11 protein-coding genes and 1 tRNA gene are annotated in these 11,622 nt (G+C 66.9%); 6 read left to right on the top strand and 6 right to left on the bottom strand.

Features of this window, described 5'->3' with window-relative positions; translation table 11 throughout:
• Window positions 1-45: 45 nt before the first annotated feature.
• Window positions 46-1,386, top strand: coding sequence for an adenylosuccinate synthase (locus AC3WON_RS23030; protein WP_492319887.1), 1,341 nt, complete (start codon window positions 46-48; stop codon window positions 1,384-1,386).
• A gap of 125 nt (window positions 1,387-1,511) precedes the next feature.
• On the top strand, window positions 1,512-2,078 hold the full coding sequence (locus AC3WON_RS23025) for a phosphoribosyltransferase (protein WP_492319888.1): 567 nt from the start codon (window positions 1,512-1,514) through the stop codon (window positions 2,076-2,078).
• A gap of 48 nt (window positions 2,079-2,126) precedes the next feature.
• Here the strand turns inward: AC3WON_RS23025 and AC3WON_RS23020 are convergent, their stop codons facing one another.
• The 3 genes from AC3WON_RS23020 to AC3WON_RS23010 all read right to left on the bottom strand — a co-directional run bounded on the left by AC3WON_RS23020 (window position 2,127) and on the right by AC3WON_RS23010 (window position 3,713).
• Window positions 2,127-2,738, bottom strand: a complete 612-nt coding sequence (locus tag AC3WON_RS23020; RefSeq protein WP_492319889.1) for an NAD(P)-dependent oxidoreductase — start codon at window positions 2,736-2,738, stop codon at window positions 2,127-2,129.
• Window positions 2,739-2,803: 65 nt separating this feature from the next.
• A complete protein-coding gene (locus AC3WON_RS23015; protein WP_492319890.1) occupies window positions 2,804-3,238 on the bottom strand; it encodes an Rrf2 family transcriptional regulator in 435 nt (144 codons plus the stop codon).
• A 388-nt stretch (window positions 3,239-3,626) separates the two neighbouring features.
• Window positions 3,627-3,713 (bottom strand) — tRNA-Leu (locus AC3WON_RS23010).
• Window positions 3,714-3,783: 70 nt separating this feature from the next.
• Between AC3WON_RS23010 and rnr the strand changes: the two genes are divergently transcribed.
• From rnr to AC3WON_RS22995, 3 genes are all read left to right on the top strand, one after another.
• Entirely contained in the window at window positions 3,784-6,387 is a 2,604-nt protein-coding gene (rnr, locus tag AC3WON_RS23005) for a ribonuclease R (protein ID WP_492319891.1), read from the top strand.
• Between the two features lie 78 nt (window positions 6,388-6,465).
• Window positions 6,466-7,209 (top strand): 23S rRNA (guanosine(2251)-2'-O)-methyltransferase RlmB, encoded by a 744-nt coding sequence (rlmB, locus tag AC3WON_RS23000; RefSeq protein ID WP_010809441.1) that lies wholly within the window; start codon window positions 6,466-6,468, stop codon window positions 7,207-7,209.
• 31 nt (window positions 7,210-7,240) lie between these two features.
• Window positions 7,241-7,981, top strand: a complete 741-nt coding sequence (locus tag AC3WON_RS22995) for an SIR2 family NAD-dependent protein deacylase (RefSeq protein WP_492352825.1) — start codon at window positions 7,241-7,243, stop codon at window positions 7,979-7,981.
• Between the two features lie 33 nt (window positions 7,982-8,014).
• Here the strand turns inward: AC3WON_RS22995 and tal are convergent, their stop codons facing one another.
• Complete coding sequence (gene tal / locus AC3WON_RS22990; protein ID WP_492319893.1) at window positions 8,015-8,971, bottom strand: transaldolase; 957 nt, start codon at window positions 8,969-8,971, stop codon at window positions 8,015-8,017.
• 158 nt (window positions 8,972-9,129) lie between these two features.
• Here tal and rpiA point away from each other — a divergent pair, with 158 nt between their 5' ends.
• Window positions 9,130-9,816 carry a ribose-5-phosphate isomerase RpiA gene (rpiA, locus tag AC3WON_RS22985; RefSeq protein ID WP_492352818.1) on the top strand — a complete coding sequence of 229 codons (687 nt, stop codon included), beginning with the start codon at window positions 9,130-9,132 and terminating at the stop codon, window positions 9,814-9,816.
• A gap of 69 nt (window positions 9,817-9,885) precedes the next feature.
• On the opposite strand, the gene AC3WON_RS22980 is transcribed toward rpiA, so the two are convergent.
• A complete protein-coding gene (locus AC3WON_RS22980; RefSeq protein WP_010809445.1) occupies window positions 9,886-10,158 on the bottom strand; it encodes an oxidative damage protection protein in 273 nt (90 codons plus the stop codon).
• A gap of 98 nt (window positions 10,159-10,256) precedes the next feature.
• On the bottom strand, window positions 10,257-11,622 hold a 1,366-nt coding region (argA, locus tag AC3WON_RS22975; RefSeq protein WP_492352817.1), incomplete at its 5' end, for an amino-acid N-acetyltransferase.

Raw genomic sequence — 11,622 nt, 5'->3', positions numbered from 1 at the left:
GGCAACAAGAGTAGAATACGTTTTTAACCTATTGACCAAAGCAATATGTCCGCATCCGCAGTAGGCCAGGGACGCAATGTCGTCGTGATCGGCACCCAATGGGGTGACGAAGGCAAAGGAAAAATCGTCGATTGGCTTACCGACCAGGCAAAGGGCGTGGTGCGGTTCCAGGGTGGCCACAACGCTGGCCACACGCTGATCATCGGTGGCAAGAAGACCATTCTCCGCCTGATCCCGTCCGGGATCATGCGTGACGGCACGGTCTGCTACATCGGCAACGGTGTGGTGCTGTCGCCCGAAGCTTTGTTCCGTGAAATCGAAGAACTCGAAGGCGCCGGCCTGCAGGTGCAGAGCCGCCTGCGCATTTCCGAGGCCGCCACGCTGATCCTGCCGTACCACGTTGCCATCGACAAGGCGCGCGAAGCGCGTCGTGGCGCCGCCAAGATCGGCACCACCGGCCGCGGCATCGGCCCGGCCTATGAAGACAAGGTGGCCCGCCGCGCGCTGCGCGTGCAGGACCTGTTCGATCCGCAGCAGTTCGCCGAACGCCTGCGCGAGAACCTAGACTATCACAACTTCATGCTGACCCAGTACCTGGGCGCCGAAGCCGTGGACTTCCAGCAGACCCTGGACGAAGCGTTGGCCTACGCGCCGCGCCTGGCGCCGATGGTGGCCGACGTGTCGGCCGAGCTGTATGCGGTCAATGCCGCCGGCGGCAACCTGATGTTCGAAGGCGCGCAAGGCACGCTGCTGGACGTGGACCACGGCACCTATCCGTTCGTGACCTCGAGCAACTGCGTGGCCGGTGCTGCCGCAGCGGGCGCCGGCGTCGGCCCGGGCCGCCTGAACTACATCCTGGGCATCACCAAGGCCTACTGCACGCGCGTGGGCGCGGGCCCGTTCCCGAGCGAGCTGTACGACAACGACAACCCGTCGCGCCAGGACCCGGTCGGCGTGCGCCTGGCCAACGTCGGCAAGGAATTCGGTTCGGTCACCGGCCGTCCGCGCCGCACCGGCTGGCTGGATGCCGCCGCGCTCAAGCGCTCGGTGCAGATCAACGGCGTGTCGGGCCTGTGCATGACCAAGCTGGACGTGCTCGATGGCCTGGAAACCATCAAGCTGTGCGTGGGCTACGAGCTCGACGGCAAGACCGTCGACATCCTGCCGCGCGGCTCTGATGCCGTGGCTCGCTGCGTGCCGGTCTACGAGGAATTCCCCGGCTGGAACGAGTCGACCTTCGGCGTGAAGACGTGGGACGCGCTGCCCGAGCAGGCCCGCGTCTACCTGAAGCGCGTGGAAGAAGTGGTCGGGATTCCGATCGACATGATCTCGACCGGCCCGGACCGCGACGAGACCATCCTGCTGCGTCATCCGTACAAGGCCTGACCCGGCAGCAGCCCACCACCAGGCTGCGGCGCCACGAGCGCTGCGGCCCGCCAGAAATAAATCGGCCCGCGCAAGCGGGCCGAGCCATATCGGTCAACCGACCCGACGATACAAAGAGTAAAACGATGAACCTGCCAACGAACGATGACGAGAACCTGTGGGTCTCCTGGGACGAATACCATCGCCTGATCGCACGCCTGTCGCTGAACGTGCATGAGTCGGGCTGGAAGTTCGACAAGATCCTGTGCCTGGCGCGCGGCGGGCTGCGCGTGGGCGACCAGATGTCGCGCATCTTCGACGTGCCGCTGGCCATCCTGGCCACCAGCAGCTACCGCGAGGCCGCGGGCACGCAGCAGGGCAACCTGGACATCGCGCAGTACATCACCATGACCCGCGGCGAACTGACGGGCAGGGTGCTGCTGGTCGACGACCTGGTGGATTCTGGCATCACGCTGGAACGCGTGGGCCGCCACCTGAAGGAACGCTATCCGGCCGTAACCGAGGTGCGTTCGGCCGTGCTGTGGTACAAGGCGTGCTCGAAGGTCGAGCCGGACTACCACGTGACCTTCCTGCCGTCGAACCCGTGGATCCACCAGCCGTTCGAAGAGTACGACACGCTGCGCCCGCACAACCTGGCCGCCTGGCTCAAGCGCGGCAAGCGCGCCAGCCAGGACGACGCCGCGCAGGCCTGATGCGCTTGTGCCGGGGCCTGTCGCTACGGGCGGCCCCCGGCGGCCGGCTTAATAGCCGACCGTGAAACGCTGGCGCGAATGCGCCGGCTTTTCGATCTCATCGAGCATCGCGATGGCATAGTCTTCCATCGAGATCCAGCTCTTGCCTGCTGCGTCGCTCAGCAGGTTTTCCTCGCCAACGCGGAACTTGCCGGTACGCTCGCCCGGCTCGAACAGTGCCGACGGCGACAGGAAGGTCCAGTCGATCTGCTGTTCGCTACGCAGCGCGTTGAGGAAGTCGCGGCCTGCGAGGGCTTCGGGCTTGTAGGCATCGGGGAAGTTCGGGGTGTCGACCAATTGCACCCCCGGCGCGACATAGAGGCTGCCGGCACCACCCACCACCAGCAGGCGCGGCACGCCAGCCTGGCGCACGGCCGAGGTCACCTGCTGCGCGTTCAGCTGCGCAAAGCGCGCGCTGCTGATGACCACGTCGTTGCCGGCCAGGGCGGCAGCCAGTGCGGCGACGTCGGCGCCGTCCACGTCCGCGGTGGTCACGCCGTCGCGTGCGGGCAGTTTGCTGGCCTGGCGCGCAATGGCGGTCACCTGGTGGCCGCGGCGCAGGGCTTCGTCGGTCAGGCGCGTGCCAACACGGCCGGTGGCGCCGATGATTGCGATCTTCATGGTCACTCCTTCTTTCGGTCAGGTTGATATGAAACCATTGTGGTTACATATCGGGGCAAAAAAATTCAGCGCTTGCGGCGCTGGCTGTTGCCTTCGACATCGGCGAGCATGCTGGCGATGGTGATGCCGGCAAGGGTATCGTCCATGGCCGCCTGCGCACGGTCCGCGACCTTGCGCAGCGCACCGGTGATCTCGCGCCCGACCGGGCAGGCCGGGTTGGGCGCGCTCTGGTGCAGCGTGATCAGCGCGGTGGTTTCCACCACGCGGAACACGTCGAGCAGCGTGATTGACGCAGCCGGGCGCGCCAGCGTGGCGCCGCCGGTGCTGCCCATGGTGGTCGCCACCAGGCCGGCTTCAGCCAGTTGACCGATCAGCCGCCGGATCAGCGCCGGGTTGGTGCCCACGCTGCCGGCGATCAGCGACGAGGGCACCGGCTCGGCCGAACCGGCGAGCAGGGTAAGGATGTGGACCGCCACGGCGAACCGGCTGCTTGTGCTCAACGCTTGTGCTCGGGATGTCAGGTGCAATGTGAAACCATGATAGTTACACATGGTCGGGCATGTCAAGCACGGACAGGAGCGCAAGGAGGGCGGAGTACCGGGAGGGAAGGAGGTAATACGCCGAAGTGGCAGCCAATGGCCGGTGGAATGCCGGAATCGCCACTGAAGCTGTTACACTCCTCGACATTGCCGTACCGTTGTGGTTCGGCTGCCGCGCGGGGTACGGTGCGCGGTTTCACGGACGGGAAAAAACCCGTACGCTCGCAGGTATGACATCGCGGCATGGCCGCCAAGCAAGGAGTGCAAGTTGCCGGATCTGATGCGCGAAACAGGCGTCAAAAACAAAAAACCCGCAGGGCTCGAAAGCGCTGCGGGTTTTCCGGTAACTTGGTGCCCAGGAGAGGACTCGAACCTCCACAGTGTTGCCACCGCTAGGACCTGAACCTAGTGCGTCTACCAATTCCGCCACCTGGGCAGGTGTCGAAACAACCGAAGCGCTCATTATAGAGAGCGCGAGAATTTTGTCAAATAGTTTCCAGAAAAAATTGAATCAGAACAACTATCCGATCCCCAGCCGGGAAGAAATCCTGGGCGTGCTGAGAACGTCGGGATCCCCCCAGTCGGCCGGCGATATTGCCAAGGCCCTCTCCGTCACGCGCAAAGAGCATGACGGTTTCCAGAAGCGCCTGGCGGCCATGGAGCGCGACGGCCAGATCGAGCTGAACCGCAAGGGCCGCTATGAGCTGGCCCATCAGCCGAACTTCGTCACCGGCCGGGTGCAGGGCCACCGCGACGGCTTCGGCTTCCTGATCCGCGACGACGGTGAAGACGACATCTTCTTGCCCGAGCGCGAGCTGCAGAAGGCCATGCACAACGACCGCGCGCAGGTGCGCGTGGTGGGCTACGACCGGCGCGGGCGCCCCGAAGGGCAGATCGTCGAGATCATCGAGCGCGCCAACCGTTTTGTCATCGGCCGTCTGCTCAGTGAAGGCGGCGTGCTGGTGGTGGCGCCTGAAGACAAGCGCATCAGCCAGGACATCCTGATCCCGCCCAAGGCGCAGGGCAAGGCACGGGTGGGGCAGGTGGTCAGCGTCGAGCTGATCGAATTCCCCGACCGCTACGTGCAGCCGGTGGGCCGCGTGGTGGAGGTGCTGGGCGAAATCGACGATCCCGGCATGGAGATCGAGATCGCCGTGCGCAAGTACGGCGTGCCGCATGCGTTCTCTCCGGCCGCAGCCCAGGAAGCCTCCGCGCTGCCCGACGAGGTGCGCCAGGCCGACCTGGACCACCGCATCGACCTGCGCGACATCCCGCTGGTGACCATCGACGGCGAAGACGCACGCGACTTCGACGACGCGGTCTATTGCGAGCCGGTCAAGATCGGCCGCGCCAAGGGCTGGCGCCTGATCGTGGCGATCGCCGACGTGTCGCACTATGTGCGCCCCGGCACGCCGCTGGATGCGGATGCCCTGGACCGGGCCACTTCGGTCTACTTCCCGCGCCGCGTGATCCCGATGCTGCCGGAGAAGCTGTCCAACGGGTTGTGCTCGCTCAATCCGCACGTGGACCGGCTGTGCATGGTGTGCGATGCCGTGATCACCGCCAAGGGCGAGCTCAAGGGCTACCAGTTCTACCCGGCCGTGATGCATTCGACCGCGCGCCTGACCTACAACGAGGTCTGGTCGGTGCTGTCCAACACCAAGGGCCCCGAGGCGCACAAGCGCGGCGAGCTGGTGCCGCACCTGCAGAACCTGTATGAGCTGTTCCAGGTCCTGCTCAAGGCACGGCGCGCGCGCGGCGCGATCGACTTCGACACCACCGAGACCTATATCGTCTGCAACGCGCAGGGCAAGATCGAGCAGATCCTGCCGCGCACGCGCAACGATGCGCACCGGCTGATCGAGGAGTGCATGCTGACCGCCAACGTCTGCGCGGCCGACTTCCTCGAACGCTTCAAGCACCCGGCGCTGTACCGCATCCACGCGGGCCCCAGCGAAGAGAAGCTGAAGAACCTGCGCGACTTCCTGCGCACCGCCGGCCTGTCGCTGGGCGGGGGCGACAAGCCGCAGGCATCGGACTACGCCGAGGTGATGGACAAGATCAAGTCCCGTCCCGACGCGCCGATGCTGCAGACCATGCTGCTGCGCTCGATGCAGCAGGCGGTGTACAGCCCGGACAATATCGGCCACTTCGGCCTGTCGTACGAGGCCTACGCGCACTTCACCAGCCCGATCCGCCGCTACCCCGACTTGCTGGTGCACCGCGCGATCAAGGCGGTGCTGGCACATACCAAGTACCAGCCGGCGTTTGCGCACGGGACCGAGCTGAATACCGCGATCTCGCCCAAGGCGCGCCGGCTGCAGGCCAAGGACGCCGAGCAGAAGGCGGAACTGACCGCGGCGCGCGCCAGGCGCAACGAGGCCATCTGGGACGAGCTCGGCCTGCACTGCTCGGCCAATGAGCGCCGCGCGGACGAGGCTTCGCGCGATGTCGAGGCCTGGCTCAAGTGCTACTTCATGCGCGACAAGCTGGGCAGCGACTACGCCGGCACCGTCAGCGCCGTGACCTCGTTCGGCATCTTCGTGCAGCTCGACGAGCTGTACGTGGAAGGCCTGGTCCACGTGACCGAGCTGGGCAGCGACTACTTCCAGTACGACGAGGCCCGCAACGAACTGCGCGGCGAGCGCACCGGCATCCGCTACCGCCTGACCGACCGCGTGCGCGTGCAGGTGTCGCGCGTGGACCTGGATGCGCGCAAGATCGACTTCCGCCTGGTGCAGGAGCCGTCGGCGAAAACCCTGCGCGCCCGCGCGGGGGGCACCGAGACCCAGCCGCGGGTGCCCGCCGCCCATGCGGTGCCGGCGCGCAAGAAGGGCCGCCAGCTGGCGGCGCTGCTGGGCGGCTCGTCCAAGCCGGAAGAGTCGTTCGACGAGACGCTGGACCGCGTGATCGAGGAGCAGCCGGTGTTCGAGGCGGTGATCACGCCGCTCAGGCCGCACGTGAAGACCGGCGGCAAGCCGGCCAAGCGCGCGGCCAAGCCCAAGCCCTCGCACCTGGAGAAGCCGCGCAAGCCGGCCTCCAAGTCGCACCAGGCCAAGCCGGCGGGCAAGACGCCGGCCAAGAGCCCGCGCACCCCGCGCAAGCGCTGAAGCCTGCGGCGGCCGCCATGCCGCCGACTCGCGCCCCCGGCCGGCTGCCGGGGGCGTGAGGGCGAGTACAATCGCGCCATGGCTAAAAACAAACTCCTGATCGGCTTTCACGCCGTCACCGCACGCCTGCGCCAAGATGCCAAGGGCGTGACCGATGTCTATATCGAATCCGCGCGCCGCGACCGGCGCATGCAGGACTTCGTGCGCCTGGCCGAAAGCCTGGGCGTGCGCCTGCATCCGGTCGATGCCGAGCGCCTGCGCGGCATGGCCGGCACCGACCGCCACCAGGGCGTGGTGGCACGTGCCGAAGACGTGGCGCTGGCGCTGAACCTGGATGAACTGCTCGACGGCATCGAAGGCACGCCGCTGCTGCTGGTGCTGGACGGCGTCACCGACCCCCACAACCTGGGTGCCTGCCTGCGCGTGGCCGACGGCGCCGGCGCGCATGCCGTGATCGCCCCCAAGGACCGCAGCGTCGGCCTCAATGCCACCGTGGCCAAGGTCGCCAGCGGCGCCGCCGAGACCGTGCCCTATATCACCGTCACCAACCTGGCCCGCACCCTGCGTGAGCTGCAGGAACGCGGCATCTGGGTCATCGGCACCGCCGACGGCACCGAAAAGTCGCTGTATGACATCGACTTCAAGGGCCCGACCGCGATCGTGATGGGCGCCGAAGGCGAGGGCATGCGCCGCCTGACGCGCGAGACCTGCGACGAGCTGGTCGGCATCCCGATGGCGGGTGGCGTGGAAAGCCTGAACGTCTCGGTCGCCAGCGGCGTATGCCTGTACGAAGCCGTGCGTCAGCGGCGCCTGCCGCGATAAGTCCATGGCCGCTGATTCCGGTCTCCTTGACATGCCGGGGCTTGAGGAAACACGCCGGCTGATCGCGGCCGCCGGCAACATCTTCGTGCTGACCGGCGCCGGCATTTCCGCCGAATCCGGCGTGCCGACCTTCCGCGACGCGATGACGGGGCTGTGGGAACAGTTCGACCCGGAAGAGCTGGCCAGCGAGGACGCCTACCGCCGCCAGCCGGCGCTGGTCTGGGAGTGGTACCTGCACCGGCGCGAGCTGGTCGCAGCCGTGCATCCCAACCCGGCGCACCATGCGCTGGTCGCGCTGGCAGCGCAGAAACCGTTCACGCTGGTCACGCAGAATGTGGACGGCCTGCACCAGCGCGCCGGCAGCGCAGGCGTGATCGAACTGCATGGGAACCTGTTCGCCAACAAATGGCTGGACGGGTGCGGACGCTGCAACGAGGCGACCGCGCTGCCCGGCATGCCGCCGCGCTGCAACCTGTGCGGCGCGCTGATGCGTCCGGGCGTGGTGTGGTTCGGTGAGGACCTGCCGCGCGTGGCGCGCTACCGCGCCGAGCATGCGGCGCAGAACTGCGACCTGTGCCTGGTGGTCGGCACCTCGGGGCTGGTCTATCCGGCGGCGGGGCTGCCGGGCCTGGCGCGCGAGCATGGCGCGCCGGTGATCGTGGTCAATCCGCAGCCGTCGGCGCTGGACCAGACCGCGGATATCGTGCTGTCCGCCGCGGCGGGGGCATGTCTGCCATTGCTGTGGCCGCAGCCGGCACCCTCGGCCGGCTGAGCCTGGATCCGGGCGTTGCCGCCCGGACCGTCCTTACTTCGCAATCTCGCCGATCAGCTTCTCCAGCTTGACCGCATCCGCCGCAAACAGGCGGATGCCTTCGGCCAGCTTCTCGGTCGCCATCGCATCCTCATTCAACTGCCAGCGGAAGGCCGGCTCGTCGGCTGCGATGCGGGCGATATTGGCGGCCTGGGCCTGGTCCACCGACAGCTTGTGCGCCACCGGGCCCTGGCCGGCGGCCAGCTGCTCGAGCAGCTCGGGGCTGATGGTCAGCAGGTCGCAGCCGGCCAGCGACAGGATCTGGGCGGTGCTGCGGAAGCTGGCGCCCATTACCTCGGTCGGGTAGCCGAACTTCTTGTAGTAGTCGTAGATCTGGCGCACCGAGCGCACGCCGGGGTCGTTGTCACCGCCATTGGCGGCCGCGTCCCATTGCTCGCCGGCCTGCTTCTTGTACCAGTCGAAGATGCGGCCGACGAAGGGCGAGATCAGCTGCGCGCCGGCCTCGGCGCACGCCACCGCCTGCACCAGCGAGAACAGCAGCGTCATGTTGCAGCGGATGCCATCGCGCTGCAGGATCTCGGCCGCGCGGATGCCTTCCCAGGTGGAGGCAATCTTGATCAGCACGCGCTCGCGCGCAATGCCGCGCTGCTCGTACAGCTGGATCAGGTGGCGCGCCTTGGCCACGCTGGCCTCGGTGTCGAAGGACAGGCGCGCATCGACTTCGGTCGAGACGCGGCCCGGCACGATCGCCAGGATCTCGCAGCCGAAGGCGATCAGCACTTCGTCCATCACCGCATCGACGCCGCCGTTGCCGTGGTGGTCCTGTACCGCCTTCTCCAGCAGGTGCCGGTATTCGGGCTTTTGCACGGCCTTCAGGATCAGCGACGGATTGGTGGTCGCGTCCTGCGGGGTGTACTGCTTCATCAGCTGGAAGTCGCCGGTATCGGCCACTACCGTGGTGAATTGCCTGAGTTGTTCGAGCTGGTTCATGGTCGCTTGGTCGTCTGCTTGAGCGTCTGCAAAATCGGTCGCGGGCATCAGGGGTGCGCGTACGGCACCCGGTCCGGTCCATTGTACCGTCGCCCGCGTGACCTGCCGCCGCAATCCGCTACACTACGCGTTTCCCCCAACGCAATCTGGCTGTTGTCATGACTCAGGATGAACTCAAGACGCTGGTCGCGCAAGCTGCCGCCGACTACGTGAAGCAGGAAGTGCCCGAAGGGGCAGTGCTCGGCGTGGGCACTGGCTCCACCGCCAATCTCTTCATTGACGCCGTGGCGGCATTCAAGGAGCGCTTCGCCGGTGCGGTGTCGAGCTCCGAGGCCTCCACGCGCCGCCTGCAGCAGCACGGCTTCAAGGTGCTGGACCTGAACGAAGTCGACGAGATCCCGGTGTATGTCGACGGCGCCGACGAGATCGACGCCAGCGGCGCCATGATCAAGGGCGGTGGCGGGGCGCTCACGCGCGAGAAGATCGTGGCTTCGGTCGCGAAGCGCTTTGTCTGCATCGCCGACGGCAGCAAGCTGGTCCAGACCATGGGCACCTTCCCGCTGCCGGTCGAGGTGATTCCGATGGCACGTGCCGCGGTGGCGCGCAAGCTGCAGGCCCTGGGTGGCCAGCCGCGCCTGCGCATGGCCAAGGAAGGCGGCATCTACAAGACCGACAACGGCAATGTGATCCTGGACGTGGTCGGCCTGAAGATCGACGATCCGCGCGGCCTGGAACAGGCCGTCAACCAGGTGCCGGGCGTGGTCACGGTGGGCCTGTTCGCGCTGCGCGGCGCGGATGTGTTGCTGCTGGGCACCGGCGACAGCGTGCAGCGCACTGACTACTGAGCAAAGCCGTCCGCGGCCAAGCAAAAAGGGGTGCCTGAGGCACCCCTTTTGTCATTGGCCGGTCCCGGTTCAGGACTGCGGCGGCACGTAGCCCTGGGCCTGGTCGGCGCCTTCGCCGAAGAAGTACTTCTCGGTCTGCTTGAGCAGGTACTGGCGCGCGCGCGCATCGGCCATGTTCAGGCGGTTTTCGTTGATCAGCATGGTCTGGTGCTTGAGCCAGCCAGCCCAGGCTTCCTTCGACACGCTTTGCCAGATCTTCTTGCCCAGTTCGCCGGGCAGCGGCGGGAAGTCGAGGCCTTCGGCTTCCTTGTTCAGCTTGATGCATTGGACCATGCGGGCCATGGGGACTCCTTGGTATGTTCGTTAGAGCTTCGGCGCTGGCGCTATTGTAGCCAAGCGGGGCACCGGGCCGCGGCGCTGCGGCGATTGCCCCTACGGCTTCAGAGCTTTTTCATCAGCACCATGGACTTGCGCTGCCAGTTGTAGAGCTTGCGCTTGTCCTCGGGCAGGTCGTCGACGTTGGCGTGGACGAAACCGCGCTTCAGGAACCAGTGTTCGGTCCGGGTGGTGAGCACGAACAGCTTCTCCAGGCCGAGCGCGCGGGCGCGGCGCTCGATGCGCTTGAGCAGGCGCTCGCCGTCGCCGGTGCCCTGGGCTTCCTGCGATACCGTCAGGCAGGCCATCTCGCCCATGTTCTCGCGCGGGTAGTCGTAGAGCGCCGCGCAGCCGAACAGGACGCCATCGTGCTCGATCACCGAGAAGTTGGAGATATCGCGCTCGATCAGGTGGCGTCCGCGCGGCACCAGCGTGCCATCCTGCTCCAGCGGGGCGATCAGCTGGACGATGCCGCCGACATCGTCGAGCGTGGCTTCGCGCAGGCTTTCCAGGTCGGTGTCTGACAGCATGGTGCCGACGCCGTCGTGCAGGAACAGTTCCAGCAGCACCGCGCCGTCGAGCGAATAGGGGATCAGGTGCGCACGCGGCACGCCGCCCTTGAGCGCCTTGACCAGGTGCTGCAGGTAGTTGGCCACGTCCGGCGGCAGGTGGTTGTTCTGCAGGCGCTCCACCGCCGTGCGCAGCGACATTTCCTGCATCATCTTGCCGACCGGGTCGGGCACGCCCGGCACCTCGGTGATGAAGATCAGCTTGTCGGCCTTGAGCGCCGTCGCGGTGGCGCTGGCCACGTCTTCCATCGACAGGTTGAAGGCCTGGCCGGTGGGCGAGAAGCCCAGCGGCGACAGCAGCACCACCTTGCCGTGCGACAGCGACATGCGCACGGACTCGGCGTCGATCTTGCGCACCAGGCCGGTGTGCTGGTAGTCGGTGCCATTGACGATGCCGACCGGGCGGGCAGTCACGAAGTTGCCGGAGATCACCGACAGCTGGGCGCCGGCCATCGGCGTATTGGGCAGGCCCTGGCTGAAGGCGGCCTCGATGTCCAGGCGCAATTCGCCGGCGGCTTCCTTGGCGCATTCGAGCGCGGCGTTGTCGGTGACGCGCACGCCATCGACGAACTGTGACTCGACATGGCGCAGCGCCAGCTGTTCTTCCACCTGCGGGCGCGAGCCATGCACCAGCACGATCTGCATGCCCATGGCGTGCAGCAGGGCGACGTCGTTGACCAGCGCATTGAGCACGCCCGACTTGACCAGTTCGCCGGCGAAGGCGATCACAAAGGTCTTGCCGCGGAAGGCATGGATATACGGCGCCACCATGCGCAGCCAGTCGACGAACTGCTGGTGGTCGGGGCCGCTGCGCTCGGGCTCGGCCGCCGTGGGCGCCGGGGTGGCGGGCACGGGAGAGGCC

It is taken from the genome of Cupriavidus sp. FW305-46 (assembly GCF_058787075.1).
Note: the sequence above shows the minus strand (reverse complement) of the source record. Positions and strands in the feature narration are given on the sequence as shown.

Bases quoted from the DNA above. Each gene is read 5' to 3' on its own strand.
- AC3WON_RS23030 (WP_492319887.1), top strand. From the start codon at position 46: ATGTCCGCATCCGCAGTAGGCCAGGGACGCAATGTCGTCGTGATCGGC.
- AC3WON_RS23025 (WP_492319888.1), top strand. From the start codon at position 1,512: ATGAACCTGCCAACGAACGATGACGAGAACCTGTGGGTCTCCTGGGAC.
- AC3WON_RS23020 (WP_492319889.1), bottom strand. From the start codon at position 2,738: ATGAAGATCGCAATCATCGGCGCCACCGGCCGTGTTGGCACGCGCCTG.
- rlmB (WP_010809441.1), top strand. From the start codon at position 6,466: ATGGCTAAAAACAAACTCCTGATCGGCTTTCACGCCGTCACCGCACGC.
- AC3WON_RS22995 (WP_492352825.1), top strand. From the start codon at position 7,241: ATGCCGGGGCTTGAGGAAACACGCCGGCTGATCGCGGCCGCCGGCAAC.
- tal (WP_492319893.1), bottom strand. From the start codon at position 8,971: ATGAACCAGCTCGAACAACTCAGGCAATTCACCACGGTAGTGGCCGAT.
- rpiA (WP_492352818.1), top strand. From the start codon at position 9,130: ATGACTCAGGATGAACTCAAGACGCTGGTCGCGCAAGCTGCCGCCGAC.
- AC3WON_RS22980 (WP_010809445.1), bottom strand. From the start codon at position 10,158: ATGGCCCGCATGGTCCAATGCATCAAGCTGAACAAGGAAGCCGAAGGC.